Annotated in this window: 29 protein-coding genes; 16 read left to right on the top strand and 13 right to left on the bottom strand. The window is 68.7% G+C overall.

Annotated features, from left to right (window positions below; translation table 11 throughout):
- The gene (locus H6G99_RS08395) at positions 1-1,266 is read right to left on the bottom strand and encodes a glycosyltransferase (RefSeq protein ID WP_190611003.1); all 1,266 of its coding nucleotides are present in this window, start codon (positions 1,264-1,266) and stop codon (positions 1-3) included.
- On the bottom strand, positions 1,263-2,225 hold the full coding sequence (locus H6G99_RS08390; protein WP_190611001.1) for a DMT family transporter: 963 nt from the start codon (positions 2,223-2,225) through the stop codon (positions 1,263-1,265). The genes H6G99_RS08395 and H6G99_RS08390 overlap by 4 nt, the downstream gene beginning before the upstream one ends.
- A 97-nt stretch (positions 2,226-2,322) precedes the next feature.
- Between H6G99_RS08390 and sppA the strand changes: the two genes are divergently transcribed.
- The 11 genes from sppA (at position 2,323) to H6G99_RS08335 (ending at position 10,270) form a co-directional block, all read left to right on the top strand.
- Entirely contained in the window at positions 2,323-3,135 is an 813-nt protein-coding gene (sppA, locus tag H6G99_RS08385) for a signal peptide peptidase SppA (protein ID WP_094585412.1), read from the top strand.
- A gap of 4 nt (positions 3,136-3,139) precedes the next feature.
- The gene (gene aroH / locus H6G99_RS08380; RefSeq protein ID WP_094585411.1) at positions 3,140-3,556 is read left to right on the top strand and encodes a chorismate mutase; all 417 of its coding nucleotides are present in this window, start codon (positions 3,140-3,142) and stop codon (positions 3,554-3,556) included.
- Positions 3,557-3,612: 56 nt separating this feature from the next.
- Positions 3,613-4,230, top strand: a complete 618-nt coding sequence (locus H6G99_RS08375) for a DUF2808 domain-containing protein (protein WP_190611000.1) — start codon at positions 3,613-3,615, stop codon at positions 4,228-4,230.
- Between the two features lie 28 nt (positions 4,231-4,258).
- Positions 4,259-4,396, top strand: coding sequence for a 50S ribosomal protein L34 (gene rpmH / locus H6G99_RS08370; protein ID WP_015108935.1), 138 nt, complete (start codon positions 4,259-4,261; stop codon positions 4,394-4,396).
- Between the two features lie 18 nt (positions 4,397-4,414).
- A complete protein-coding gene (rnpA, locus tag H6G99_RS08365; protein WP_094585409.1) occupies positions 4,415-4,855 on the top strand; it encodes a ribonuclease P protein component in 441 nt (146 codons plus the stop codon).
- Entirely contained in the window at positions 4,812-5,276 is a 465-nt protein-coding gene (locus H6G99_RS08360; protein ID WP_190610998.1) for a PH domain-containing protein, read from the top strand. Before rnpA ends, H6G99_RS08360 begins: the two co-directional genes overlap by 44 nt.
- A 75-nt stretch (positions 5,277-5,351) precedes the next feature.
- The gene (gene yidC, locus H6G99_RS08355) at positions 5,352-6,491 is read left to right on the top strand and encodes a membrane protein insertase YidC (protein ID WP_190610997.1); all 1,140 of its coding nucleotides are present in this window, start codon (positions 5,352-5,354) and stop codon (positions 6,489-6,491) included.
- Positions 6,488-6,976 carry a YceD family protein gene (locus H6G99_RS08350; RefSeq protein WP_190610995.1) on the top strand — a complete coding sequence of 163 codons (489 nt, stop codon included), beginning with the start codon at positions 6,488-6,490 and terminating at the stop codon, positions 6,974-6,976. The genes yidC and H6G99_RS08350 overlap by 4 nt, the downstream gene beginning before the upstream one ends.
- Positions 6,977-6,979: 3 nt before the next feature.
- On the top strand, positions 6,980-8,470 hold the full coding sequence (locus tag H6G99_RS08345; RefSeq protein WP_094585405.1) for a Ycf46 family AAA ATPase: 1,491 nt from the start codon (positions 6,980-6,982) through the stop codon (positions 8,468-8,470).
- Between the two features lie 172 nt (positions 8,471-8,642).
- Positions 8,643-8,831, top strand: coding sequence for a hypothetical protein (locus tag H6G99_RS08340; protein WP_094585404.1), 189 nt, complete (start codon positions 8,643-8,645; stop codon positions 8,829-8,831).
- Between the two features lie 275 nt (positions 8,832-9,106).
- Positions 9,107-10,270: an aminotransferase class V-fold PLP-dependent enzyme gene (locus tag H6G99_RS08335; RefSeq protein WP_190611143.1), complete on the top strand. Its 1,164-nt coding sequence runs from the start codon at positions 9,107-9,109 to the stop codon at positions 10,268-10,270.
- Here the strand turns inward: H6G99_RS08335 and aqpZ are convergent.
- From aqpZ to yidD, 4 genes are all read right to left on the bottom strand, one after another.
- Positions 10,252-10,974: an aquaporin Z gene (aqpZ, locus tag H6G99_RS08330; RefSeq protein WP_190611141.1), complete on the bottom strand. Its 723-nt coding sequence runs from the start codon at positions 10,972-10,974 to the stop codon at positions 10,252-10,254. The genes H6G99_RS08335 and aqpZ overlap by 19 nt on opposite strands.
- Before the next feature lie 100 nt (positions 10,975-11,074).
- Positions 11,075-12,604, bottom strand: a complete 1,530-nt coding sequence (locus tag H6G99_RS08325) for a UDP-N-acetylmuramoyl-L-alanyl-D-glutamate--2,6-diaminopimelate ligase (RefSeq protein ID WP_190610994.1) — start codon at positions 12,602-12,604, stop codon at positions 11,075-11,077.
- Between the two features lie 55 nt (positions 12,605-12,659).
- A complete protein-coding gene (locus H6G99_RS08320) occupies positions 12,660-12,926 on the bottom strand; it encodes a glutaredoxin family protein (protein ID WP_190610992.1) in 267 nt (88 codons plus the stop codon).
- Positions 12,926-13,258 carry a membrane protein insertion efficiency factor YidD gene (gene yidD, locus H6G99_RS16205; protein ID WP_199297070.1) on the bottom strand — a complete coding sequence of 111 codons (333 nt, stop codon included), beginning with the start codon at positions 13,256-13,258 and terminating at the stop codon, positions 12,926-12,928. Before yidD ends, H6G99_RS08320 begins: the two co-directional genes overlap by 1 nt.
- A 65-nt stretch (positions 13,259-13,323) precedes the next feature.
- On the opposite strand from yidD, the gene rpsD reads away from it, so the two are divergent.
- The 4 genes from rpsD to H6G99_RS08295 all read left to right on the top strand — a co-directional run bounded on the left by rpsD (position 13,324) and on the right by H6G99_RS08295 (position 16,988).
- A complete protein-coding gene (gene rpsD / locus H6G99_RS08310; RefSeq protein ID WP_094585400.1) occupies positions 13,324-13,932 on the top strand; it encodes a 30S ribosomal protein S4 in 609 nt (202 codons plus the stop codon).
- 88 nt (positions 13,933-14,020) lie between these two features.
- Positions 14,021-14,932, top strand: a complete 912-nt coding sequence (locus H6G99_RS08305; protein ID WP_190610991.1) for a hypothetical protein — start codon at positions 14,021-14,023, stop codon at positions 14,930-14,932.
- 65 nt (positions 14,933-14,997) lie between these two features.
- A complete protein-coding gene (locus tag H6G99_RS08300) occupies positions 14,998-16,239 on the top strand; it encodes a hypothetical protein (RefSeq protein WP_143594096.1) in 1,242 nt (413 codons plus the stop codon).
- Positions 16,236-16,988, top strand: coding sequence for a class I SAM-dependent methyltransferase (locus tag H6G99_RS08295; RefSeq protein ID WP_190610990.1), 753 nt, complete (start codon positions 16,236-16,238; stop codon positions 16,986-16,988). The genes H6G99_RS08300 and H6G99_RS08295 overlap by 4 nt, the downstream gene beginning before the upstream one ends.
- Positions 16,989-16,993: 5 nt before the next feature.
- Here H6G99_RS08295 and H6G99_RS08290 read toward each other — a convergent pair whose 3' ends face one another.
- From H6G99_RS08290 to H6G99_RS16565, 5 genes are all read right to left on the bottom strand, one after another.
- Positions 16,994-18,871, bottom strand: a complete 1,878-nt coding sequence (locus H6G99_RS08290; protein WP_190610989.1) for a V-type ATP synthase subunit A — start codon at positions 18,869-18,871, stop codon at positions 16,994-16,996.
- A complete protein-coding gene (locus H6G99_RS08285) occupies positions 18,868-19,551 on the bottom strand; it encodes a DUF2764 family protein (protein WP_190610987.1) in 684 nt (227 codons plus the stop codon). The genes H6G99_RS08290 and H6G99_RS08285 overlap by 4 nt, the downstream gene beginning before the upstream one ends.
- A gap of 7 nt (positions 19,552-19,558) precedes the next feature.
- Entirely contained in the window at positions 19,559-20,260 is a 702-nt protein-coding gene (locus H6G99_RS08280; protein WP_190610985.1) for a hypothetical protein, read from the bottom strand.
- Positions 20,261-20,359: 99 nt separating this feature from the next.
- Positions 20,360-20,812: an ATP synthase subunit C gene (locus H6G99_RS08275; protein ID WP_094585394.1), complete on the bottom strand. Its 453-nt coding sequence runs from the start codon at positions 20,810-20,812 to the stop codon at positions 20,360-20,362.
- On the bottom strand, positions 20,809-21,984 hold the full coding sequence (locus tag H6G99_RS16565; protein ID WP_353617203.1) for a V-type ATPase 116kDa subunit family protein: 1,176 nt from the start codon (positions 21,982-21,984) through the stop codon (positions 20,809-20,811). The genes H6G99_RS08275 and H6G99_RS16565 overlap by 4 nt, the downstream gene beginning before the upstream one ends.
- On the opposite strand from H6G99_RS16565, the gene H6G99_RS16345 reads away from it, so the two are divergent.
- Positions 21,985-22,626 (top strand): hypothetical protein, encoded by a 642-nt coding sequence (locus H6G99_RS16345; RefSeq protein ID WP_286191069.1) that lies wholly within the window; start codon positions 21,985-21,987, stop codon positions 22,624-22,626.
- Here H6G99_RS16345 and H6G99_RS08265 read toward each other — a convergent pair.
- A complete protein-coding gene (locus H6G99_RS08265) occupies positions 22,614-23,216 on the bottom strand; it encodes a V-type ATP synthase subunit D (protein WP_094585392.1) in 603 nt (200 codons plus the stop codon). The genes H6G99_RS16345 and H6G99_RS08265 overlap by 13 nt on opposite strands.
- 5 nt (positions 23,217-23,221) lie before the next feature.
- Entirely contained in the window at positions 23,222-24,586 is a 1,365-nt protein-coding gene (locus H6G99_RS08260; protein ID WP_190610983.1) for a V-type ATP synthase subunit B, read from the bottom strand.
- Positions 24,587-24,753: the final 167 nt, after the last annotated feature.

Here is a 24,753-nt window from a genome sequence, read left to right as displayed (position 1 = left end):
CTATCGCTCCCCAGCCGTTCCGTCCTGTGTCGCCGATCCGGCCATCAGCCGATCCACGAGCTCCAGCTGCCGGGGCAGACAGACCCGGTGCAGATCGAACCCTTCCACCACCGTCCGCCGGGCCTCCCTGCGCAGCCCGGCGTGGCCGGCGGGGTCGGCCAGCACCCCCGCCAGCCGCTCGGCCAGGGCCCGGTGATCGAAGAAATCCACCAGCAGACCGTTGCGGCCGTCCTCGATCACGTCCTGCACCGGGGCGGTGGCCGAGCCGATCACCAGGGCACCACAGCTCATCGCTTCCAGCAGGCTCCAGCTGAGCACGAAGGGAACGGTGAGATAGACGTGGCAGGCTGTGACCCGGAACAGCTCGTGCAGCACCGGGTGGGGCACGCGGCCGACGAAATGGACCCGGCGCCGGTCGAGGGCATCGCCCAGCTCCCGCAGCATCGCCTCCTTCCAGCTGCCGCCGCCGGGGGGCGCGGCGCCGTAGCTCACCCCATCGCCGCCCACGATCACCACATGGGCCCCGGGCCTGAGTTGCTGGAGCCGGGGCAGCATGCGCATGAAGGTGTGGAAGCCCCGGTAGGGCTCCAGATTGCGGGCCACGAAGCTCACCACCTCATCGCCGGGCCCGAAGCTCAGGCCGGCGCGCTGCAGCTGCAGGCGGGCGGGGCCCTGGGGGGCGATCGCGGCGGTGTCGATGCCCTCATGGATCACGCTCAGCCGCTGGCGGTACGGGGCCGGCACGGTGCTGGCCTGCCAGGGGGTGGGGGCCAGACCCCAGTCCAGGTCCTGGAGGGCCAGGAGCTGGGTGGCCCGCCGCAGGCGCAGGCGGGCCCGGGGGCGCCAGTCGGCGTCGGCGAACTCCGGGTCGAATCCCACATCGCCGCCCGCCAGCTGATAGATGAACTCCACCTGGTGCAGGACCGGCACGGCCGGCAGCAGGTCCTTCACCACCAGCAGCTCCCCCCAGCCCGGATGGCCCACCACCAGATCGGGCCGCAGACCGTCCTTCAGCAGCGCCTCCAGGCAACGGGCCACCGCCTCGGCCCGCAGGATCTTGGTCTGGAAATCGGCCGCCCAGGGATGGCAGGGCGGCACCCCCCCGGCGGGCAGGGGGTCGTAGCGGTGCAGGGGGATGGCGGGCAGGGGCTGGCTGCTGGGGCCACCGATCGCCACCACCCGGTCGCCGCGGGCCTGCAGGGCCGGCGCCAGGTGCCGGTACTGGCCGGGGAAGTTCTGGTGAACGAAGAGAACCGTGCGGGTCATGGCGGCACCGGCTCCGTCCGCCCGCCCAGCTGCCAGAGCCGGCCGCGCTGGTTGATCAGCAGCACCGAGAGCAGGGCCAGCCCCGCCCCCAGCCACTGCAGCGGCCCCAGCCGCTCGTCCAGCAGCAGCACCCCGCACAGCACCGCGAACACGGGCGTCAGGAAGGTGAGGGCGGTGAAGCCGGTGAGGTCGCCGCTGCTGGCGAACCAGAAGAAGAGGCCATAGGCCAGGGCACTGCCGAGCAGGGCCGCGTAGGCCATCAGGCCCCACTCCAGCGGGCTCCAGTGGGGCCAGAAGCTCACCGTCTCCGGGCGGAGCAGCGCCTCCCCGCCGGCCACCAGCAGCAGGGGCACACCGCCCAGGAGCATGTGCCAGCCGGTGACGGCGACCGGATCGCTGCGGCGGGTGGCAAAGCGGCAGAGCACGGTGCCCAGCGCCATCGCCGCCGCCGCCCCCAGCATCCAGGCCTCGCCGTGGCTCCAGGCCTGCCCATGCAGGGCCGGGGGCCCCTGCAGCCACCAGTGGCGCAGCACCTCCCCCGGCAGTCCCAGGCAGAGGATCCCCAGCAGGCCGATCAGCAGGCCCAGCCAGCCCACCGGGTTGATCGCCTCGCCGAACAGGGTGCGGGCCAGCAGGGCCACCAGCAGGGGCTGGGAGTCGATCAGCACCGAACCCAGGCCCGCCCCGGTCTCGCCCAGCCCCCGGGCCAGGAGCCCCTGGAACAGGCTGCCGTCGACGGCGGCGAACAGCAGCAGCCAGGGCCAATCCACGGGATCGACCCGCCAGGAACGCCCCAGCAGGCGGGCCGCCAGCAGCAGCACCACCCCGGCCGGCAGCAGCCGCAGACTGGCCAGCATCGCCGGCGATGCCCCACCCAGCAGCGGCTTCATCGCCGCCATCGCGGTGCCCCAGAGGGCGAAGGGCAGGAGCATCAACACCCAGCGCAGGGTCCGGGGCATGGGGCGTGAGTCCTGGGGCGGCGGTGGAGGGGCGGAGGGCGGCGAACAGGCCCGTCCGGGCCTTCTTTTTAGGATCCAGCCACCGCGCATCTCCACAATGCCCTGGCCCTGGTGCCGCAAGTCCCGACGAACCCTGGCGCGCATCGCCATCGAGGGGCCGATCGCCGGGGGCACCCGTGTCCGGGTGCTGAAGGCCATTGAGCAGGTGCAGCAGCGGGAGTGCCCCGCCCTGCTGCTGCGCATCGACACTCCCGGCGGCACCGTCGGCGACAGCCAGGAGATCCATGCGGCCCTGATGCGGCTGCGGGAGAAGGGCTGCCGGGTGGTGGCCAGCTTCGGCAACATCTCCGCCTCCGGCGGCGTCTATGTGGGTGTGGCGGCGGAGAAGATCGTCGCCAATCCCGGCACCATCACCGGCTCGATCGGCGTGATCCTGCGGGGCAATGATCTGTCGCGGCTGCTGAAGCGGATCGGCATCCGCTTCGAAACCGTCAAGAGCGGCCTCTACAAGGACATCCTTTCTCCCGACCGCGCCCTCTCCGAGGCGGAACGGCAGCTGCTGCAGGAGCTGATCGACGCCAGCTACGGCCAGTTCGTGGCCGCGGTGGCCGCAGGCCGGGGCCTGGAGCCGGACGTGGTGCGCGGCTTCGCCGACGGGCGGGTGTTCAGCGGCGCCCAGGCCCTGGAGCTCGGCCTGGTGGATGTCCTGGGGGACGAGGAGAGCGCCCGCCGCCTGGCGGCAGAGCTGGCGGGGCTGGATCCGGAGAAGGCCCGGACGGTCAGCTTCGGCAAACCGCCCAGGAAGCTGCTCGGGCTGCTGCCGGGCAGCACACTGATGCAGCAGCTCTCCCAGTCCCTGAGCCTGGAACTGGCCTGGAGCGGCCAGCCCCTCTGGCTCCATCGCCCCTGACGTCATGAAGCCTGGTCTCGAGCTGAGGGCCCTGCGGGGAGCCACCACCGCCAGCGCCAACACCGGCGAAGCGATCGCGGAGGCCGTGGCGGAGCTGATCGAGGAGTTGCTGCAGCGCAACGACCTGGCGGGGGACCGGGTGCTGTCGGTGACCTTCTCCGTCACCGCCGATCTGGACGCCTGCTTCCCGGCCGCCATCGCCCGGCGCCGGGCCGACTGGGGCCGGGTCGCCCTGCTGGATTGCCAGCAGATGGCGGTGGCCGGAGACCTGCCCCGCTGTATCCGGCTCCTGGCCCACGCCTGGCTGGATGCCGGCCGGGAGGAGGTCCACCCCTATCTGCGGGAGGCGGCGCGGCTGAGGCCCGACCGGGCTGATGCGGGCCAGCCTTCGGCCCCAGCCAGCTCCCCCGCCGACCACTGAAGGCGCGGCAGACGCACGGGCGTGTTGAGACTTTCAGCATGAAGTTCCTCCCAGCCATGTCGTCCTTCCCGCGCGAGCGGTCCCAGCCCCTGGCCCTGATCGGCCGTCTGGGCACCGCCGGCCTCGGAGCGCTGGCCGTCGCCACCGCCACCGTCCTCTCCCCTGTCGCCACTACCCCGTCCATCGCCCAGGGCACGCCCGGCCTGATGGAGTTCCGCTGGGAGAACAACAAGGACTACCGCAAGCTCTACTTCTTCACCACCGACACCGTCCGCATGCAGCGGGCGGAGTACTACCTGATGCTGCGGCCGAAGGATCGCAAGACGGCCATCCTCAAGCTGAGCATCAGTGTTCCCAGCCACTTCGACACCAAGATCGATCCCAAGCAGGTGAAGCTGTGCCGGATGAGTGAGGGCGGGATGCTGAAGAGAACCCGCTGCCTGGAAACGATCCCCGCCACGATCGAGGTGTCGGAGAACGGGCGATCCATCGAGATCTTTCCGGAAACCCCCGTGTCCGACAAGGACACGATCGGTGTCTACATGAACGTGTTCAACCCGTTCAACGCCGGCATGTATCAGTTCAACGCCCTGGCCCAAGCCCCCGGCGACATCCCGGTCTCGGGCTACCTGGGCAGCTGGCTGATCCAGATCGTGCCCAACAACACCAACTGATAGGGTGACCCACTGAGCAAGCAGCAGCATGACGAAGCGCACCCTTGAAGGAACGAGCCGCAAGCGCAAGCGCGTGTCCGGCTTCCGGGTGCGGATGCGCACCCACACGGGCCGTCGCGTGATCCGCACCCGCCGTCGCCGCGGCCGGGCCCGCCTGGCGGTCTGAGGCCGGCCGGGAAGGTCCGTGGCCCTGCCGCAGCAGCACCGGCTGAAGGGCCGACGGGTCTTCGATCGTCTGTACCGCCAGGGACGTCGCTACCAGGGACCGGGGCTGCTGCTCCGGGTCCTGGCGGCGGAGCCGTCCCTGTTGCCCCCCGGTACGCCCCTCTCCGGGACCTCCAGCACGCCCCCCACCGCCAGCCCCTGGCGCTGCGGGATCGTGGTCAGCAGCAAGGTGAGCAAGCTGGCGGTGCGTCGCAACCGCCTGCGGCGCCTCTTCCACGACCATCTGCGGCGTCACCCGCCGGCCCCGAGCCAGCCCCTGTGGCTGCTGATCACCCTCAAGCCCGGCTGCCTCGAGCGCAGCGAGGACCAGCTGCTGGGAGAATGCGCCCAGCTGCTGCGCCAGGCAGGATTGCTCGATGACCCCGGAGGACAGGGTGGAGAACAAACTCGAGATCAATGAGACGGTCTTCTACGAAGGCGGCCCCGCCAGGGGCGACCTGATCGTCAACCTGCTGTTCGGCCTCACCCTGATCGGCATCCCCTTTGCTGTGGGAGCCATCGTCCGGGCCCTGTGGCTGCGCTTCCGCATCACCAGCCGGCGCATCAGCGTCAGCGGCGGCTGGCTCGGCCGTGACCGCACCCAGGTGGTCTACAGCCAGATCCGCGAGGTGCGCTCGGTGCCACGGGGCTTCGGCGCCTGGGGCGACATGGTGGTGGTGCTCAACGACGGCGCCAAGCTCGAAATGCGGGCGGTGCCGCGCTTCCGGGAGCTCGAGGCCTTCATCGAGGAGCAGCGCGAGAGCCGCGGCAAGGCCGGCTCCCGCGCCTCCGGAGCCACCGGTGCCGCCGGCTTCGCCCCCCCGGCCCGTGAAAGCGCCTGACCACCGGACCCCCATCCGGTCGCCCCGGTCGGGCACACTGGCAGCCGAGATCCACCACCCCAGCGCACCCCTGCCGTGATCGGCTACATCTCCGACAACCTGCTGCTCCCGATCCTCGATTTCTTCTACGGATTGGTTCCGAGCTATGGGCTCGCGATCGTGGCCCTCACCGTGGTCATCCGCCTCGCCCTGTTCCCGTTGAGCGCCGGCTCGATCCGCAGCGCCCGGCGCATGCGCATCGCCCAGCCCGTGATGCAGCAGCGCCAGGCGGAGATCAAGGCCAAGTACGCCAACAACCCCCAGAAGCAGCAGGAGGAGCTGGGCGGTCTGATGAAGGAGTTCGGCAGTCCCCTCTCGGGCTGTCTGCCCCTGCTGGTGCAGATGCCGATCCTCTTCGCCCTGTTCGCCACCCTGCGGGGGTCCCCCTTCGCCGACGTCCCCTACGCGATCAACCTCAAGGTGCTCCCTTCCGAGGAGATCGCCGCGGTGGAGGCCAAGCCCTTCAACAGCGCCAGCCACTCGATCTTCATCAGCGAAACCGAGCACGTGCCGGTGATCGCCAGCCTCGAGGGCGGCACCAAGCTCGGTGTCGGTGACAGCACCCAGGTGGAGCTGCACGGCAAGGACGGCACCAGCTTCGCCTCCCTCCTCGGCACCGTGGAGCACGGCGACAGCTTCACCCCCAGCTGGGTGGTGACCAAGGGCGAGAGCGTGGTGACGGTGGACGACCAGGGCAGGATCACGGCCCTTGCCCCCGGCGACGCCACCGTCGAGGCCCGCATCCCCGGCCTGGCGGCCCGCAGCGGCTTCCTGTTCATCAAGGCCCTGGGCCAGGTGGGCTTCTACACCGATGGCGCCGTCAACTGGGACATCGCCATCCTGGTGGGGGCCTTCGGCGCCACCCTGTTCGCCTCCCAGCTGCTCTCGGGCATGGGCATGCCCGCCAACCCCCAGCAGGCGACGGCCAACAAGATCACGCCGGTGATGATCACGGCCATGTTCCTGTTCTTCCCGCTGCCTGCCGGGGTGCTGCTCTACATGGTGGTCGCCAACGTGTTCCAGGGGGTCCAGACCTTCCTGCTCACCCGCGAGGCCCTGCCCGACAACCTGCAGGCGATCCTCGACAAGCAGCTCGCCCAGCAGCCCGCCACCGCCACGGCCGGCGGCGGCAGCGCTGGCGGCCGCCTTCCCTTCGAACCCAAGACCAAGAAATGACCCGGCTGCAGCCGCTGCCCCTGCAGGAGTTGCGGCTGCTGGGCGAGGGCCGCACCTGGCCGGTCGACCAGTCCATCGCCGGCCTGGCCAGCCTCACCCCGGTGCGCGGCCGGGTGCGGGCCCTTCACCACGGCACGGTGCTGGAGGTGGAGGGCACGGCCGAGACGATCATCACCCTCTGCTGCGACCGCTGCCTGCAGACCTACAACCACGCCCTGGCCGCCACGGCCCGGGAGCTGCTGGAGATCGCCGTGGCCGGCCCCGAAGAGGAGGAGGTGGTGTTCGCGGCCGAGGATCCGGTGGAGTGCCTCGATCCAGGGGGCAGCTTCGATCCGGAGCGCTGGCTGTTCGAGCAGCTCAGCCTGCAGCTGCCCCTGGTGAACCGCTGCGGCCCCGACTGCCCCGGCCCGCCGCTGCCCACCGACGACGCCAGCGGCGATGGGGACGGTGACCCCCGCTGGGCGGCACTCCGCTCCCTGCGCTGAGCCATGGTCCACGACCTGGGCGATCAGCTGGATCTTCTGATCCGCTCCCGCACGCCGATCCTCTGGATCCGCAGCCTGGAGGAGGAGCGGGTGGAGGGCCTGCTGGAGCGGGCCGCCCAGCGCCTGGGGGGCCGCACCCTGCTGCGCTGGGACTTCATCGGCGGGCTGAGCGGTTCCCCGGGCCTGGAGGGGCAGGCAGTGCGTCAGCCGATGGCGGCCCTCGGCGCCCTCGACGGGCTGCCGGCCGAGCAGGGGGCGATCCTGCTGCTGAAGGACTTCCACCGCTACGCCGACGACCCCGGCGTCTGCCGGCGCCTGCGCAACCTGGCCGCGGGCCTGCGCCAGGTGCCCCACACCCTGGTGATCAGCGCCCCGGAGTGGCAGCTGCCGCGGGAGCTGGAGGACAGCGTCACCCTGCTGGAGCTGCCCCTGCCCGAGGCCGGGGAGATCGGCCGCCTGCTGCGGGCCATCGCCGAGGCCAGCGGTCAGCCCCTGGAGCCTGGGGTGCTCGAGCAGCTCACCGCCGCCTGCCACGGGCTGAGCGAGCAGCGGGTGCGCCAGCTGGCGGCCCGGGCCCTGGCCCGGCGGGGGCAGCTGGGCATCGAGGACCTGGCGGAGGTGCTGGAGGAGAAGCGCCAGGCCATCGCCCGCAGCGAACTGCTGGAGTACTGCCCCACCGAAGCCACCCCGGCCGACATCGGCGGACTGGAAACCCTGAAGCACTGGCTGGAGCAGCGCCACCGGGCCTTCAGCGAGGAGGCCCAGCGCTACGGCCTGCCCCTGCCCCGGGGCGTGCTGCTGATCGGCCCCCAGGGCACCGGCAAGTCCCTCACTGCCAAGGCGATCGCCCACAGCTGGGCCATGCCCTTGCTGCGCCTCGATGTGGGGCGCCTGTTCGCGGGCCTGGTGGGGGCCAGCGAGGCGCGCACGCGGGAGATGATCCAGCGGGCCGAAGCCATGGCCCCCTGCGTGCTCTGGATCGACGAGATCGACAAGGGCTTCGGCGGTGGCGACGGCCGCAGCGACGGCGGCACCAGCCAGCGGGTGCTGGCCAGCCTGCTCACCTGGATGGCGGAGAAGAGCAGCGCCGTGTTCGTGGTGGCCACCGCCAACGCCGTGGAGCGGCTGCCGGCGGAGCTGCTGCGCAAGGGCCGCTTCGACGAGATCTTCCTGCTGGAGCTGCCCGATGCGGAGGAACGCCGGGCGATCCTGGATCTGCAGCTGCGGCGGCGACGGCCCCGCCATGCCATCCCCCTGGAAGTGCTGGTGGACCGCACCGCCGATTTCTCCGGTGCCGAACTGGAGCAGACCGTGATCGAGGCCATGCACCTGGCCTTCGGCGAGGGCCGCGAGCTCGGCGAGGCCGACCTGATCGCGGCGGCCAGCCAGGTGGTGCCTCTTTCGCGGACGGCCCGGGAGCAGCTGGAGGCCCTGCGCAGCTGGGCCAGCAGCGGCCGGGCCCGGCCGGCCTCGGGAGCCGGGAGGGCTTCCTGAGGCGAATCGGCACGAAAGTGGAAGACATTCAATGCATCGATCCCTGCATCGAAGCGGCCCGATGTAACGGCTTCATGAAGAACAACCACGCCTCGTAACAGCTTGGCGGCGTCGACGGTGACGAACGATTCATCGCCCGTAGCGTCAGGCCATCAATCGTGACGAAGCCGCCGTGACCCCGAGCCCCAGCCCCCGCTCCGGCAGCGAACTCACCTCCCAACTCGCCGTGGCCAGCCTCGGGGCCGGCGTGATCACCACCCTGGCGGTGGCCCAGGGCCAGAGCCCCCTGACGGCCCTTGGCATCACCCTGTTCTCGGCCGTGGCGGCCGTGGTGGTGGGCCAGGTGATCTCCAGCAACTGAGACGAAGAACGGAAGTCTCTCCGGGCTGAATCGTTCCGCTGATTGTTTCCTCTGGAGCTGTCAGCGTTTAACCTTTCTGCGTATATCAATTCAGCGTTGAATTTTTCAACGTTGAGAAGTCGATCGCCGGGCGTTGGAAGGCCGACAAGCAGCCCAAGGGTGAGCCTCCGGTGGGTTCGCTGGAGCTTCCAGCGTGAAGCGTCCACTGCCATGCTTCACCGGCGCCTCCACCCCTGCCCTTGCCCGCCGAGACCGCCATGCCCCTGCGGGCCCTGATGCCCGCACTGGCCAACAAGACCTACTTCAACTACGGCGGCCAGGGGCCCCTGCCCACCCCGTCGCTGGCGGCGATCAGCGAAGCCTTCGCCACCATCCAGGAGCTGGGCCCCTTCAGCGACAACGTCTGGCCCTACGTGAACCGCACGGTCTCAGGGCTGCGGCAGCGGCTGGCGTCCTGGTTCGGCGTGGTGCCGGAGCGGGTGGCCTTCACCGAGAACGTCACGTCGGGTTGCGTGCTGCCCCTCTGGGGCCTGCCCTGGGAGCCGGGGGATGAGCTGCTCGTCAGCGATGCCGAGCACTACGGCGTGGTGGCCGCCCTCGAGGAGCTGGCCCGGCGCCACCAGCTGCGGATCACCTCCCTGGCGGTGGCCGATCTCACCGGTGACGCCGCCGCCACAGCCGCGGCGGTGGGCGAGCGGCTGGAGGCGGCCCTCACCCCCCGCACGCGGCTGGTGGTGCTCTCCCACCTGCTCTGGAACACCGGCCAGACGATGCCGATCGCAGCGGTGGCGTCCCAGCTGGCCGGCCATCCCCGCCATCCCTGGCTGCTGGTGGATGCGGCCCAGTCCCTGGGCAGCCTGCCGGTGGCCGAGGCGGCGGCCGCCGCCGACATTTATGCCTGCACCGGCCACAAGTGGTGCTGCGGCCCGGAAGGGCTGGGTGCGGTGGCGGTCTCCGAGCGGCTGCTGGAGGCGAGCAGCCCCACCCTCATCGGCTGGCGCACCCTGGAGCATGACGGCCCCGGCGCCGGCGGCTACCACCGGGACGCCCGCCGCTTCGAGGTGGCCACCTCCTGCACCCCCCTGTTCGCCGGGCTGGACAGCTCGTTGAAGCTGCTTGAGGCCGAAGGCGATGCCGACGTGCGACTGGGTGCAATCCGGGAGCGCAGCCGCCAGCTGTGGGAAGGCCTGCAGCGGATTGGCGGGGTCCAGACCCTGCTGACGGTGCCCCCGCCGGCGGGGCTGGTGAGCTTCACGATGGCCGAACCCGGGGGAGAACCCCTGGATCCGGCCGCCGTCGTGAAGCGGCTGGGGGATCGGGGTACCTGGCTGCGAACCCTGGAATCCCCCCGCTGCGTGCGGGCCTGCACCCACCTGGTCAGCACCGCTGACGAGGTGGAGCGGCTGCTGGCCCAGCTGACTCAGCTTTCGGTGGGCTGAAAGGCGGCCTTGTAGAACCAGCCGGCCAACAGGGCACCGACGATGGGCGCCAGCCAGAACAGCCACAGCTGGCCGATGGCCTCACCACCCACCCAGAGGGCCACGCCGGTGCTGCGGGCGGGGTTCACCGAGGTGTTGGTGACGGGGATGCTGATCAGGTGAATCAGGGTGAGGGAGAGGCCGATGGGCACGCCGGCGATGGCGCCGAGTTCCTGTTTGTGGGTGGCTCCCAGGATCACCAGAAGGAAGATGAAGGTGAGGATCACCTCGATCACCAGGGCCGCAAGCAGGCCGTAGCCGCCGGGGGAGTGGGCGCCGAAGCCATTGGTGGCCAGGGGGTTGGAGCCGGTGAGTTCAAAGCCGGGTCGGCCGCTGGCCACCAGCTTGATCACGCCGCCGGCGATCACGGCCCCCAGCACCTGGGCGACGATGTAGGGCAGCAGACCGGAACCGGGGAACTTACCGCCGGCCCAGAGGCCGAAGCTGACCGCCGGGTTGATGTGGCAGCCGGAGACGTGGCCGATGGCGTAGACCGCCGTGAGCAGGGTGAGGCCGAAGGCCAGCGACACGCCCAGGAAACCCAGACCCAGCGGGTTGGCGGCGGCGTTGTCGTAGGGGAAAACGGCCGCCAGGACGGCGCTGCCGCAGCCCCCGAGCACCAGCCAGAAGGTGCCGATCAGCTCCGCCAGGAACTTCTTCGGCATGGGAATGGAAGCAGACATGAATACGGATGGGGTGGATCGGGAAACTACACCCGAGGCGCCCCATTGCCGGTGGATATGTTCATCACCTGGCACAGCGGCCTCAGCCGCCCGTCCGCTCCTGCAGCGCCCTGGCGGCCTCCTCCCGATCATCGAAATGCACCTTGGTGGTGCCGAGGATCTGATAGTCCTCGTGCCCCTTGCCGGCGATCAGCACCAGGTCCTCCGGCGCCGCCGCGGCGATGGCGGCGGCGATCGCCGCGGCCCGGTCCCCTTCCACCACCAGCTCGGTGCCGGCTGGGATCCCCGCCACCACGTCATCGAGAATCCGCTGGGGGTCCTCGGTGCGGGGGTTGTCCGAGGTCACCACCACCGCGTCGGCCAGGCGGGCGGCGATCGCCGCCATCAGGGGCCGCTTGGTGCGGTCCCGGTCACCGCCGCAGCCGAACACGCAGATCAGTCGCCCCTGGCTGAAGGGCCGGCAGGCCGCCAGGGCATTGGCGAGGCCGTCGGGGGTGTGGGCGTAATCCACCAGCACCGATGGCAGGGGCACCCCCGCCGGCCCGCCGACCCGCTCCATGCGTCCCGGCACACCCCGGAAGCTGGCCAGGCCGTCGAGCAGCGGCGGCAGGGCCAGACCCTGCTGCAGCAGGGCCCCCACCGCCTCCAGCAGGTTCATCAGGTTGAAGCGTCCCACCAGGGGCGAGCGGAAGGTCCCCTCCCCCAGCGGGCTGTGCAGGCGGCCGCTCACCCCGTCGGCGCCCATCACCAGATCACTGATGTGCAGTTCCACCGCCGGATCCTCCAGGGAACTGCGCCAGCAGGGGCCGGCGCCGGGTCCCCGGTCGGCCGTTGCCAGCCGCTCGGCCAGGCGGGCCCCCCAGGGGTCATCGACGTTGACCACGGCGCCCCCGTCGAGCAGATCCGAGGCGAACAGCTGCGCCTTGGCCTCGAAGTAGGCCTCCATCGACGGGTGATAGTCGAGGTGGTCCTGGGTGAGGTTGGTGAAGACCGCCCCGGCGAAGCGGCAACCGGCCACCCGCCGCTGATCGAGGGCGTGGGAGCTCACCTCCATGGCGGCGATGCTGCTGCCGGCCGCCGCGGCCTGGGCCAGATCGGCCTGCAGCAGATCGGCGAAGGCGGTGGTGTGGGTGGCTGTGGCGCTGTACCCCGGCCAGCGGTTCTGCAGGGTGCCGAACAGGGCCGACGGGTGGCCCGACGCCGCCGCCAGATGCTCGATCAGGTAGGTGGTGGTGGTCTTGCCGTTCGTGCCGGTGACACCGATCAGGGCCAGACGCCGGCTGGGCTGGCCCCAGAATTCCGCCGCCAGCCGGCCGGCCCAGAGGGCCAGGGGCGGCTCCACCACCAGCACCGGATCGCCGGGGGCCGGGGGCCGGACATTGGCCGCCGCCGGCCCGATCACCGCCGCCACCGCACCGGCGGCCAGCACCTCGGGCCAGAAGCTGCCGCCATCCACCGATGTGCCGGGCAGGCCCACGAACAGGGTGCCGGGGCCGACGCGGCGGGAATCGCAGCTGACACCGCTGACCACCGCCTGGGCCAGGGCGCCGGTGGGGTCGGGCAGCGGCGGCAGGCCCACCTGGTGCAGGAGCGGCTGAAGCAGCGGGGACATGGCGGCGCCGGCGGCGTCCGGCGGGACGAAGCTGGCGCCTGTCATAGCGTGGCCCTCAGCGGACCCCCTGCTTGATCAGCCAGGCCTGCAGCTGGGCTCCCGCCAGCCGGGGGGACACCCGGGGAAGCTCCCGCAGGGGGCCGTCGTCAGCGGCCGCCACCGCCAGCACCGGCACGGCCAGCCCATAGCGCCCCTGCAGGGCCGGATCGGTGTCCACGTCGATCAATTGCAGGGGCTGGGGGGGATCCAGGGCCCCCAGCTTCTCCTCGAGGCCTTCGCACAGGCAGCAACCCTGGCGCGTGAACAACAGCAGCTCCTGCATCAGTCCGGAACCGGGTCGCAGCCGCAGGGGGTGAAGGGATGGCAGCGGCAGACGCGCTTCACGGTCAGCCAGCCGCCGCGCCAGGGCCCGTGGCGGCCGATCGCCTCCAGCCCGTAGGCGCTGCAGCTGGGGATGAAGCGGCAGCGGGGGCCGAGCAGGGGGGAGATCCAGCGCCGGTAGGCGCCGATCAGGGCCAGAAGCACGGCGGCCACTGCGGCGGAGAGGGGGGCGGCCGGAGGGGCCGGTAGGGCGCCCTGGAGGAGGCCGGGACCGTCGCCGCCTAGGGTGGGTGGTTGGCGCAGCACGCGCGGGCATCCGGGTTTCCCCAGCATGCCGCAAGCGTGAACCACGCCGTCCGGCCTCCGGGTCGCACCATCCACCTCCGTCACCTTCCCTTATGTCTCGCTACCGCGGCCCTCGCCTGAGGATCACGCGGCGCTTGGGGGACCTTCCCGGTCTCACCCGTAAGGCCGCCAAACGGTCTTATCCCCCCGGTCAGCACGGCCAAGCCCGTCGCAAGCGCTCCGAATACGCGATCCGTCTCGAAGAAAAGCAGAAACTGCGTTTCAACTACGGCATTTCCGAACGTCAGCTGGTGCGCTACGTGAAGAAAGCCCGTGCCCAAGAGGGTTCCACCGGAACCAACCTGCTCAAGCTGCTCGAGAACCGACTCGACAACATCTGTTTCCGCCTCGGCCTCGGCCCCACCGTTCCCGGTGCCCGCCAGCTGGTGAACCATGGCCACGTCACCGTGAACGGCCGTGTGGTGGACATCCCCAGCTACCAGTGCAGGGCCGGCGACGTGGTCGCCATCCGCGAGCGCAAGTGCAGCAAGGCCCTGGCCGAAGCCAATCTGGCCTTCCCCGGCCTGGCCAACATCCCGCCCCACCTCGAGTTCGACAAGGCCAAGATGACCGCCAAGGTGGGCGGCCGCATCGAGCGCGAATGGGTCGCCCTCGAGATCAACGAACTGCTGGTGGTGGAGTTCTACAGCCGCAAGGTCTGAGCCGCTTCCCCATGCGAACCCTTCCCAGCCCCCGCCCACCAGCGGGGGCTTTTTGCGGCCTATGATCGCGAGCCATCAGAAAGAGAGCATGGACAAACGGATTGTCCTGGTCGCCAATCTTCCCTGTTCCGCAGGCACCTACCTCTTTCACTACATCGCCAAAGCCCTGGATGAGAACGCCTGGCTCACCGGCGAAACCAACCCTTACTCCTACAACTCACCGACAACCTATTTCCCAGAAGATCCCTTGCATCGGGTTCGCGCCCTGGAGCTGTTCACCAGGGAAGAGGCCCTCCAGGAGTACAAACGACGGCTTGATCTGCTCGTCGACAGCTTCCTCGCCCATCAGGAGGCTTCCGTCCTGATGATCCGCGACCACACCTTTGGCGAGGGCTGGAGATTCCGGCATTTCCCTGATGGCTCAGCCGCACCAAGCCTGGTGGAGATGCTTGACGACCGCCAGATTCCCCATACCTGCTTTTTCACCCATCGCGACCCTTTCGACACATGGCTCGCCATGCGCCGCTCCTTCTCTTCGATGGCGAACGCCTTTGAGCGCCTCGATGACTACGCAGACTTTTACTTCAACAGCTGGCTGGCGTGGAGCAACCACAGCCACCCCCTCATCAACCTGCACATCGAGACCCTCGCCCTGCATGAGCAGCGCGAAAGGGATCGGATCCGTTCCTCTGTACTTGGCGACGCCGCCGCATCCCGCCTGGAAGCGGCGGAACATCCGATCCAGATTTCACGCGCCGAGATGGGCTCCGGGGCCAGTGGCCGCAAAGCCGAACGGCCAAGGATCATGAAGCGCCACCCTTTCACCACAGCGATCTTTCGTGAAGCCACGCAGTCACAGTCGCTGCACAGATTGCGCGAGGCCCTGGGCTATGACGACCCCATCGCCTTGACAACGAAGACCAGAATCTCCTGCCTGATGCAGGATCTGAAGTCCGTCGCCCGTCGCCTCAAGCAGGGCGTCGCATCAGGCAGGCGTTGACGCCCGCGGCCGTCTGCCTCCACTGCCGCTAGGTATGGGCGCAGACGGCCTTGCTGTTGACACCTGTGCAGCCATTCAAGCCCGGGGCTTCGGCCCGGCCTGAGGCTCCCCCGATCCCCTGGGGCCTCGTCGGGGGTGTGGTGGCCCTGCAGGCCTGCCTGCAGCTGGGGTGGATCGTCTACAGCACCTACCAGCCCGTGCTGCTGCAGCGCTTCGGCTTCACCGACCTGCTGGCGGTCTTCGCCCTGCTGGGCGGCTTCCTCGGCCTGGTGGTCGAACCGCTCAGCGGGGCCCTCTCCGATCGCCACGGCGACCAGGCCCGCGGCCGGCTGCTGCCGATCACCGTGGCGGTGACCTTGGCCGGCCTGATCTTCCTCACCACGGCGGGCCTGCTCCAGCAGGGATCCCCCTGGTTCAGCCCAGGCCTGCCGTGGCTGATGGTGCTCTGGGTGGTGGCCGTGCAGTGGGCCTCCAGTCCCAATCTGGCCCAGCTGAACGAAGCGGTTCCGCTGCGCTCCCTGCCGCTGGCCGTGGCGGTTCTGACCGTGAGCCAGGGGCTGATCGGTGCCTTCTCCGGCGACCTGGCCCGCCTGGCCCTGCGGCTGGGCCCCGCTGCCACCTTCCTGTTGGGCGCTCTGGTGCTGGCCCTGGGCCTGACGGTGCTGCGGTCGGGCCGGTCATCTGCCTCCCTGAGCTTCCGCAACGGCCAGGGCCCCGGCGGCCGCCAACGGCTCGCCACCCCCCTCGGCCCCGCCGACCTGGTCCAGGCCGCCCTGCTGCTGGGCCTCGCCCTGGCGGTGGGTGGCCTGGGCCAGATCCTGCTCGACCTGCTCCCCCGCCTGGCCCGATCGGCTGCGCCCGGACCGGAAACCTGGGGCCCGGGATCGGTGCTGCTGCTGTGCTCGGCAATCGGCGCGCCGCTCACCGCCCGGGCCGTGGGCCGATGGGGGCGGCTGCCCTCCCTGGCGGGGGGGATCCTGCTGCTGGCCGGGGTCCTGGTGGTGGGCCTCCTGCTGCCCCGGGGGCCCGGCCTGCCGCAGCTCGCCCTGCTCGGGGTGCTCCACAGCCTCGTGGTCACCAGCCTGACGGCCACCTCCCTGACGGTCCTGCCGATGGGACGGAGCGGGCTGGGGGCAGGGCTGGCGCTGGGGGGAACCGGACTCGCCGGCAGCCTCGTGCGGCTGGGATTCGGCGCGGCCGGGCCGGTCGGATCCGGACGGGTGCTGGTCCTGCTGGCGGCCAGCACCGTCACCGCCCTGGTGGGCTGCCTGCTGCTGGCGAGGCGGCATCGCCGGGGGGTGGCATGAGCGGGGGCTTCACCGATCACTTCGGCTCGGTGGCCGGGGCCTACGCCCACTACCGGCCCACCTATCCGGCGCCCCTGTTCGCCTGGCTGGCCGGGATGACCCCCGCCCGCCAGCGGGCCTGGGACTGCGCCACCGGAACGGGCCAGGCCGCCATCGGCCTGGCCGCCCACTTCACCGAGGTGGTGGCCACCGATGCCAGCGCCTCCCAGCTGGCCGCCGCCCGTCCCCATCCCGGTGTGCACTACCGGCTGGCGGAGGCGGAGAACTCCGGCCTGGAGGCGGACAGCCTCGATCTGGTCACCGTGGCCCAGGCGGCGCACTGGTTCGATCGGCCCCGGTTCTTCAGTGAGGTGGAGCGGGTGCTGCGCCCCGGCGGCGTGCTGGCCGTCTGGAGCTACGGCATCCCCGAGCTGGAGGGGGAAGGGCCCGATGCGCTCCTGCAGCACTTCTACGCCGACATCGTCGGTCCCTACTGGCCCCCCGAGAAGGCGCTGGTGGAGAGCGGCTACCGCGACCTGGTGCTGCCCTTCGAGAGCCTGGAGACCCCGCCCTTCGCCATGGAAGCCACCTGGACCCTGGAGCAGTTGCTCGGCTACTGCTCCAGCTGGTCGGCCAGCGCCCGCTATCGGGCCGCCCTGGGCCACGATCCCCTGGAGCGACTGGCTCCGGCCCTGGCGGCCGCCTGGGGGGAGACGGCGCTGGGGCGGCGCATCCACTGGCCCCTGACCCTCAAGGCTTCACGCCGGTGAAGGGCTCAGGCCGGCGGGGCCAAAGCGGCAGTCTCCCCGGGGTGATCGGCGAGGGCCTGGATCTGCTGGAGATAGCCGGCGTAGGTGGGGGATCCGGTGGCGGCGTAATTCAGGTTGCGGTACAGACCCGTGAGTTGGGTGTAGTAATCCCGGGCAGCCTTCTTGTCGGTGAAGGCGCGGTCACGGTGCAGCAGGTCGAAGACCAGGTCGAAGACCAGGTCGAAAGAGGTCTTCTGGCGCTCCAGGGGCGTGGTGGAGTCGACGGCATCGAAGGCATCCTGCTGCAGGTAGACCATGTCGAGGAACTGGGCCTTCTGGAAGACGACGAAATCCTCCAGACTCACCCCCTCTTCCCCCGTCACCTGGATCATCTGGCTGACCCGGTCGCCCTCCTTGAGCAGGGCGTTCATCGCGGCGACGCGCCCCACCCAGTCCGGCGAGAGATGCTGGGAGAACCAGCCTTCGAGCTGCTGGAAATAGCGCGACCAGGAGAGCAGGATGTCGACGGCCGGATAGAAGCGCTTGTAGGCCCGCTCCGCGCTCAACCCCAGGAAGGCCTTCACCGTCCCCAGGGTGCACTGGGTGACCGGCTCCTCGAAGTTCCCCCCCGCCGGCGACACCGTTCCGATCATGGTGAGGCTGCCGACGGAGCCGTCGTTGGTGCGGATGATGCCGGCCCGCTCATAGACACTTTTGATCGAGGAATCGAGATAGGCGGGGAAGGCCTCTTCGCCGGGAATCTCCTCCAGCCGCCCGGAGGTTTCGCGCATCGCCTGGGCCCAGCGGGAAGTGGAGTCGGCGATCAGCAGCACGTTGTAGCCCATCTGGCGGTAGTACTCGCCCAGGGTGAGGCCGGTGTAGATGGAAGCCTCCCGGGCCGCCACCGGCATCGACGAGGTGTTGCAGATGATGATGGTGCGATCCATCAGCGAACCGCCGGTTCTGGGGTCGGACAGCTTGGGGAATTCGGTGATCGTTTCCACCACCTCCCCGGCCCGCTCCCCGCAGGCCACCACCAGCACGATGTCCACATCGGAGTGGCGCGAAATCAGGTTCTGGAGCACGGTCTTGCCGGCGCCGAAGGGCCCCGGAATGCAGCCGGTGCCGCCCCGGGCGATGGGCAGAAACGTGTCGATGATGCGCTGGGTGGTGATCATCGGCTCCTGGGGGTAGAGCCGCTCGCAGCGGTGGGCCTCCAGCAGCGCCTGGGGCAGGGGGCGGCGCACCGGCCACGGCTGCGTCAACGTCAGCGACCGCGTCGCCCCGGAGGCCTCGGTGATCCGGGCCACGGCGGTGTCGATCGTGAAACTTCCCTGTTGGATCCAGTCGAGGGTGACGGTCCCCTGCTGGTCGAAGGGAACCATGATCTTGTGGGTGAACCGGCCCTCCTGGACGGTGCCGATCCCATCCCCGGCGTGGAGGGTGTCCCCGATCCGGGCCGCCGGCTGGAACGACCACTTCCTCTCGGTGTCGAGCGGCGACACCTCAGCCCCCCGGGGCAGAAACGTGCCGTAGCCGGCGGCGAGCTGGGCCAGCGGATTCTGCAGCCCGTCATAGACCTGGCCCAGCAGACCGGGGCCAAGGGTGACGGAGAGCTGCTCGCCCGTCTGCTCGACCGGATCGCCGATGCCGACCCCCTTGGTGCTCTCGAACACCTGGGCATCGGCTAGGCGGCCCCGCACCCGCAGCACCTCAGCCTTCAGCTTTTCCTGGCGTTCGCCACCACGGTTCTGCAGGCAGATATAGATCACCTCATTCTTGAGCAGGGGCCGTGGCTTGGCCTCGGCCATCTGGATCGTGACGAGATCATCCTGAACGGCCACAACGCTGGCAGGGTTGTAGTCAGGGAGAGACTCAATGTTGCTCTCAGGGCTGCTGTTCATTGAGATGCACCTGAAAAGAGTTCTTTGTGATTTCCGAGCCCCGCATCCACCAGCTCACGAAAACGGGCGACGGCCGCTTCTCCTTTGTAGCATGACCAACGGCTGACCAGACTCCAGCGCGCCAGATAGATGATCAAGGCTTCAAAATCAAACTCATGGCCCGCGGAAAGGCGATTCAACATCGCCCAGACGACGGAGAACTGCAACTTCTCAAAGCCGATCAGGTCGTCCTTCTCCAACAGGTCGTGAGCCTGCCTGAGCCAGGGAAAGATCGCCTCCATTTGGAATGTCGGGGCACTCCAGTTGCGCTCGATCATTCCCACCCATTCACCGAACCCCCAGATCTCACCGCTGGGCGGCTGGGCTTCGCCGTGGCGACGGCGGCGCAGGGCCGCCACGATCGTGCGCATGTCCAGGCGCTGCGTCACCAGGCTCCGCAGGGTGGGGTTGCGGTTGGAGGTCAGGAAGCCATGGGCCTCCTGGATGAACGCCGCATCACTGCGCTCCAGGGGCTGGGACGACCAGGCGATCAGATTGGCGATCTGCTCGAGGGTGTGGCGATCAGGGGCCTCCAGCAGTCCCAGGCGGTGTTCCAGCTTGAGCCTGGAAATCGGTGGCGTCGCGGCCTCAAACAGCGACCCCAGGGGCGGCAGGCTGGCCATCAGGACGACGTACTTCATCGGGCGCTCACTTCACCACCCCCTCCAGCAGGGCCCGGAACCGGGGCTGCAGGTGGGCCAGCAGGGTCTGGGCGATCGCCGCATCGGTCAGATCCAGCACCACATCCCGGTCGACCAGCTTCAGCTTCAGTCCGGCCTGGGGGCCCTTCGAAACGCCGAAGCTGACCCCCTCCCGCAGCAGGCCCCGGGCGGTAAGGCGCACGAAGCGGCTGAGGATGCCCTGCTCCAGCTCCTCGGGATGCTGGCTGAGTTCGGCCAGGCCGGCGATCCGCCGAGGCAGCAGCACCTCCACCTGCTGGGATTGGTCGGCTTCCGGGCGGAGCGTGCCGACGATCTCCAGGATCATCCGCTCCAGGATCTCCTGCTTCTCCTGCTCCTCCCCGACGAGCTGGCGCACCTCACCGGTGAAACGGTCACTGAGCTGGGCCTTGAGGGCCAGGTTGGCGTCGCGGAAAGCCAGTTCCAGGGCCTGCTGCCCCGCGGTCTGGAGGGAGGCGGCCTCGGTCCTGGCCCGATCGACGATCTGCCGGGCCTGCTCCTCCGCCTGGGCCAGCAGGGCTGCGGCCTTGGCCTGGGCCTCCTTCAACAGGGCGTCGGCCTCCGTGCGGCCCTGCTCGACGCCCTGGTCCCGCAGGCGCGTGATCAGGTCTTCCACGCCGGAGGCCACCGCCAGGGGTGTGTCGTGCCGGAGCTTCTTCGGGTTGGCCATGGGAACTGCCCGGCTGGGGAGGAAGAACGGAGAAGGGAAAGGAGAGCGGAGAAAGGAAAGGAACCCAGCCGCCAGCGCCAGAGAGGCGCCGCAGAGGCCCTATTTGGGAATGCCCCCGGCCGCCACCAGGGCGAAGACGAAGGCAAAGACGGCGAAGCCCTCCACGATGGCGGCCGGCGCCAGGGACAGGCCGAAGATCTCGGGCTTGGCCTTGGACCCGGAAATGGCGGAGGCGCAGCACAGTCCCTGGTAGATCGCCGCCATCAGGAACGCCAGACCCGACAGCAGGCCGATGCCGAAAAGGCCACCGGAATTGGCCGGAGTCACCGGTCGGTTGAGGATGAACATCACGACGATGCCGTAGATCGACATCGATGAAGGCAGCGCCGACAGACCGACGAAACGTCCGTAGCCGCTGCTGACCTCCATCATGGCGCCGATCGCCGCCTGCCCTGCCGTGGTGCAACCGATGGAGGCACCGATCGCCGCCAACGCAACCGGCGCATAGATACCGATCCAGCCAAGGACCAGAATGGATGTGTCGTTGTTCATAAGGCCGTCTCCTTTTTACTGAAGGGTGCGAATGGGTAGCCTTCCTCGTCAAGGCTCCAGTTGAAGAACTCGATGAAGTTGAGCCGCAGACCGTGGACGAAGCCGCTGATGATGGCAAGCAACAGATTGATGCCATGACCCAGAAGCAGGATCAGCAGCGCAATGACGACCCCAAGGGGCACATCGGAGCGATAAACTTCAGCCGCCAGCTGATTGAACGTCAGGGCCAGAGAGGCACTGGCCAAGCCTAGGGCAAACAACCGCAGGTAACTCATCACGTCGCCGAAAAGTTTGGAGAGTTCCGCCAGTGAGGACAGCCCATCAAACAATCGCAGCAGCAGAGAACCGAAGGAATCCAGTGGTCGCTCGCTGCTCAGCAACAGAATGGTGAGCAGCCCGCCGCTGCCGAGGCCCAGGCCCAGATCCCGGCCCACAGGCGTGCCCGCCCCCAGGTAGAGACTGAGGCCCGCAAGAATGATCGCGATCCAGCCGATGGGCTTGGCCCGCTCAGCGATGGAAGCACCACGGACCGCCACGATTCCATTGGCCAGGATCAGATGCAAAGCGCCCACCACGAGCGAGACCTTCATCATCGTGTCGAAGTCGTCCAGGTTCAGCACATGGAGGTGGGCCAGAAGAGAGTCGGGCGGGGGAGCCGCTCCGAAATAACTCCCGGCCAGCATTCCGTAGAGCAACGAGAACAGCAGACCGACCGCCGCCAGAACACGGAAGCGACGCGAGGATGGCCTGGACCCCATGCCTTTCCAGAAGACGGCAAGCAGCACACCCAGCACCAGGGCATAGCCCGCATCCGCCAGGATCATGGCGAAGAAGATGGCGAAGGAGAAGAACACCACCACCGACGGATCCCAGTCGCGATACCCCGGTGTTTCGTAGAACGTGACGAGATCTTCGCCGCCCGCCAGCACATCCGGATTCGTCATCAAGGTGGGAGGGGAGTCGTCTGAGGTCGGACTTTCCGCCCAGGTGGCCAGCCCCATCCCCTCGGCGAAGCAGGTGAGCCGGGGAAGGTCCTGGCGCGGTATCCAGCCCTGCACCTGAAAGACATGGCCCAGATCAGCGGTCTTCTGGCCGGCCTGACCCAGGGCCACCTGTTCATCGGCCCGGACCAGGTGCCTGGAGAGCAGGAAGATCCAGCGGCTGAGGGCCACATGCTCCGCTTCAATGTCATCGAGAGCGACATGGGCCTGGTCCAGTTCGGCCCTCAACGCCTCGGGAGACTCGGAACCCACATGGGCCCGCCCCACCGGCAGGAGGTTCTGGTCGGGCTCCTGTTCGGCGATGAGCACGACATAACCGTGCCGGGGGCTGGCGTGGACCCGCTGCCACGGCAGTGCCAGCCCATCGAGCGCCTGCTGGAAGGCCGCGAGCTTGCCATGGGGGACCCGATAGAACCACAGCCGCTGGCCGCCGAGGTCCGCCAGTTCGGGCAGCCGGAAGTTCCCCCACGGGGCCAGTTCGGCGAGATGGTGGCGCAGGACAAGAATTCTGTCCTCGGCAGCCCGCTTGCGGGAGCGGTTCTCCAGTGCCTTCGCCACCACGGCATCGAGCCGGAACGTGGAATCCACCTTCAACGGGTAGCGGCGCTGGCGCACATCCATCAGGTAGCGCAGGGCTTCGCGGGCCTCAACGGCCGGTTGGGACGAGGTGAAATCAGCCGGGGCCGCCGTTGGTCCCAGATCAATCAGATGCAGACATCCAAGGGCCTGCAATCCTTCCAGCACCACCTGCTTCTGGGCCGCAAGACCGAAGACAGAAACCTTGGCCAGGGCAACGATCGTCATGGTGTCTGACGCTCCTTCTTGCGTTTGGCAATCTTGGAATTGACCACACCCGCCCGTTCCGCATCCGCCAGATAAATTGAGATGTTGCGAATCGTCTTTTTGGCCCTTGGAATCAGCACCTTGTCAAACAAGTTATAGCGCTGTGTCACGATCCGCTCGGCCCGCTCAAGACGTTCGACGCGGCGATGGGCCACCTGGATGCGAATCGTCTGCTCCATGGCCTGCTGGAGAACAACCACCAGCGCGTCGACCCAGAACGGCTTGGTGAGCAGGCCATAGGGGCTGACCTTGAACGAAAGGCTCTGGAGGACCGGCAGCCGGGTACCCATCAGGTTCTCTTCGCCGATCTCCAGCGCGGCGATGGTCACCAGATTGGAGAGATCGATCGCCGTGTTGGCGACCATCGGCAGCCGGGCTGCCACGTCCGGCTCGAGCGCCGCCGCCTTCGCCAGGGCCTCGGCCAGCAGGCGGCGGGCCTTCTCCCGTTCCGCGCCGATCTGGCGGCGCTTCATGTCCAGGGACGGCAGGACGTCCTGAAAGGTCCGCAGCAGGGACTTCTCCTTGGTCAGCGAAGCCTTGGTGAGCGAGAGCCTGGCCATGGGACTTACGCGGTGGGAGGGGGCGTCGGCCTGTTGCCTGGGAAGTACTTGTCCAGCAGGTCCTGCTTCATCAACAGTTCACTGGGCTGGAAGCACTCGGCCAGGGTGGTCCAGGCCAGGTCCAGGGCCTCCTCCAGGGGGATATCCACGTTGATGTCCATGAACCTGGCCTTGAACAGTCCTCCGAATCGGATCAGCCGCTGGTCGTACTCGGACAGCTCGAACGCCATGGCCTGCTTCTGCTCCGCATCCCGTGCCCCGGAGTAGAGGCGGATGCAGGTGTTCATGATCTGGTTGTGGTCCTCGCGGGTGACCTTGCCGATCACGTTCTGCTTGAGGCGGGACAGGGAGCCGAAAGGATCGAGGACGCCGTCATGCAGATAGAACTGGCCTTCGGTGATGTAACCCGTGTTGTCCGGCACGGGGTGGGTGATGTCGTCCCCTGGCATGGTGGTGACCGTGAGCAGGGTCACCGATCCGCCCTTGGCATAGTCGGCCGCTTTCTCGTAACGGCGGGCCAGCTGAGAATAGAGATCACCCGGATAGCCCCGGTTGGCCGGGACCTGATCCATGGCGATGCTGATCTCCTTGAGGGCATCGGCGAAGGAGGTCATGTCGGTGAGCAGCACCAGCACCCGCTTGCCCTCTTCCACGGCGAACCGTTCGGCCACCGCCAGGGCCATGTCCGGAATCAGCAGGCGCTCAACAATCGGATCGGAGGCCAGATTGACGAACATCACCGTGCGGGCGAAGACGCCGGCATCCTCGAAGGTCTTCCGGAAGGCGTAGTAATCGTCGAAGATCAGCCCGAGGCCACCGAACACGACCACATCGGCATCGGCCTGGATCCCGATGCGGGCCAGAAAGGCGTTGAAGGGCTCCCCCGACACCGAAAAGATCGGAATCTTCTGGCTCTCCACCAGACAGTTGAACACGTCGATCATCGGCACGTTGGTGCGGATCATCTTGGAGGCCAGAATCCGGCACATCGGGTTGACGGATGGACCTCCGATCGGGACCTTGGGATCCTCCTCAAGGCCAGGCCCCCCATCGATCGGCTCACCGGTGCCCCGAAACACCCGCCCGAGGATGTTGCCGGAGTAGGTGGCCTGCATCGGATGGCCGAGGAAATGCACTGCCGAGTCGGTGGCCACCCCCTTGGTGCCGCGGAACACCTGCAGCGACACGGAATCCTGCTTCAGGGCGATCACCTGGGCCAGGGAGGAAGTGCCATTGCGGTTCTGCACCACGGCCAGATCGTTGAACCGGGGCGCCCCTTCGCGGTGGGTGGCGTCGGCCGGCACCTCGACCCGGAGAATATCGCCGACGATCTCCAGAATCTTCGAATAACTGACCAGCGAAGCGGGCATGGGCGGTCGACCGTAGTATCAGGGGAAGGGCCGTCAGAACGCCGGTCTGTTCTCCGCCTTCAGTGTAATCAGCGACCCTGAAAAACCATCGGGATAAGGTTTGTTCTTCACGGCTGACGGCCCCACACACCGTGGCTAGGGTGAAGGATCGGGCCTGGCAGATCGCT

Source organism: Synechococcus sp. FACHB-909, from assembly GCF_014698945.1.
GTDB lineage: Bacteria > Cyanobacteriota > Cyanobacteriia > PCC-6307 > Cyanobiaceae > Cyanobium.
This window is presented reverse-complemented; position numbering and strand designations above follow the sequence as displayed.

Coding starts and splice junctions, on each gene's coding strand:
- H6G99_RS08350 (WP_190610995.1), top strand. CDS start 6,488: ATGACCCGGCTGCAGCCGCTGCCCCTGCAGGAGTTGCGGCTGCTGGGC.
- H6G99_RS08285 (WP_190610987.1), bottom strand. CDS start 19,551: ATGAAGTACGTCGTCCTGATGGCCAGCCTGCCGCCCCTGGGGTCGCTG.
- H6G99_RS08295 (WP_190610990.1), top strand. CDS start 16,236: ATGAGCGGGGGCTTCACCGATCACTTCGGCTCGGTGGCCGGGGCCTAC.
- H6G99_RS08275 (WP_094585394.1), bottom strand. CDS start 20,812: ATGAACAACGACACATCCATTCTGGTCCTTGGCTGGATCGGTATCTAT.
- H6G99_RS08360 (WP_190610998.1), top strand. CDS start 4,812: ATGACCCCGGAGGACAGGGTGGAGAACAAACTCGAGATCAATGAGACG.
- rpsD (WP_094585400.1), top strand. CDS start 13,324: ATGTCTCGCTACCGCGGCCCTCGCCTGAGGATCACGCGGCGCTTGGGG.
- H6G99_RS08345 (WP_094585405.1), top strand. CDS start 6,980: ATGGTCCACGACCTGGGCGATCAGCTGGATCTTCTGATCCGCTCCCGC.
- H6G99_RS16345 (WP_286191069.1), top strand. CDS start 21,985: ATGCTCCGCTTCAATGTCATCGAGAGCGACATGGGCCTGGTCCAGTTC.
- H6G99_RS08375 (WP_190611000.1), top strand. CDS start 3,613: ATGTCGTCCTTCCCGCGCGAGCGGTCCCAGCCCCTGGCCCTGATCGGC.
- aroH (WP_094585411.1), top strand. CDS start 3,140: ATGAAGCCTGGTCTCGAGCTGAGGGCCCTGCGGGGAGCCACCACCGCC.
- sppA (WP_094585412.1), top strand. CDS start 2,323: ATGCCCTGGCCCTGGTGCCGCAAGTCCCGACGAACCCTGGCGCGCATC.
- H6G99_RS08320 (WP_190610992.1), bottom strand. CDS start 12,926: ATGCAGGAGCTGCTGTTGTTCACGCGCCAGGGTTGCTGCCTGTGCGAA.
- rpmH (WP_015108935.1), top strand. CDS start 4,259: ATGACGAAGCGCACCCTTGAAGGAACGAGCCGCAAGCGCAAGCGCGTG.
- H6G99_RS08280 (WP_190610985.1), bottom strand. CDS start 20,260: ATGGCCAACCCGAAGAAGCTCCGGCACGACACACCCCTGGCGGTGGCC.
- yidD (WP_199297070.1), bottom strand. CDS start 13,258: ATGCTGGGGAAACCCGGATGCCCGCGCGTGCTGCGCCAACCACCCACC.
- aqpZ (WP_190611141.1), bottom strand. CDS start 10,974: ATGCCGAAGAAGTTCCTGGCGGAGCTGATCGGCACCTTCTGGCTGGTG.
- H6G99_RS08395 (WP_190611003.1), bottom strand. CDS start 1,266: ATGACCCGCACGGTTCTCTTCGTTCACCAGAACTTCCCCGGCCAGTAC.
- H6G99_RS08335 (WP_190611143.1), top strand. CDS start 9,107: ATGCCCGCACTGGCCAACAAGACCTACTTCAACTACGGCGGCCAGGGG.
- H6G99_RS08390 (WP_190611001.1), bottom strand. CDS start 2,225: ATGCCCCGGACCCTGCGCTGGGTGTTGATGCTCCTGCCCTTCGCCCTC.
- H6G99_RS08290 (WP_190610989.1), bottom strand. CDS start 18,871: ATGAACAGCAGCCCTGAGAGCAACATTGAGTCTCTCCCTGACTACAAC.
- H6G99_RS08265 (WP_094585392.1), bottom strand. CDS start 23,216: ATGGCCAGGCTCTCGCTCACCAAGGCTTCGCTGACCAAGGAGAAGTCC.
- H6G99_RS08325 (WP_190610994.1), bottom strand. CDS start 12,604: ATGTCCCCGCTGCTTCAGCCGCTCCTGCACCAGGTGGGCCTGCCGCCG.
- H6G99_RS08260 (WP_190610983.1), bottom strand. CDS start 24,586: ATGCCCGCTTCGCTGGTCAGTTATTCGAAGATTCTGGAGATCGTCGGC.
- H6G99_RS08305 (WP_190610991.1), top strand. CDS start 14,021: ATGGACAAACGGATTGTCCTGGTCGCCAATCTTCCCTGTTCCGCAGGC.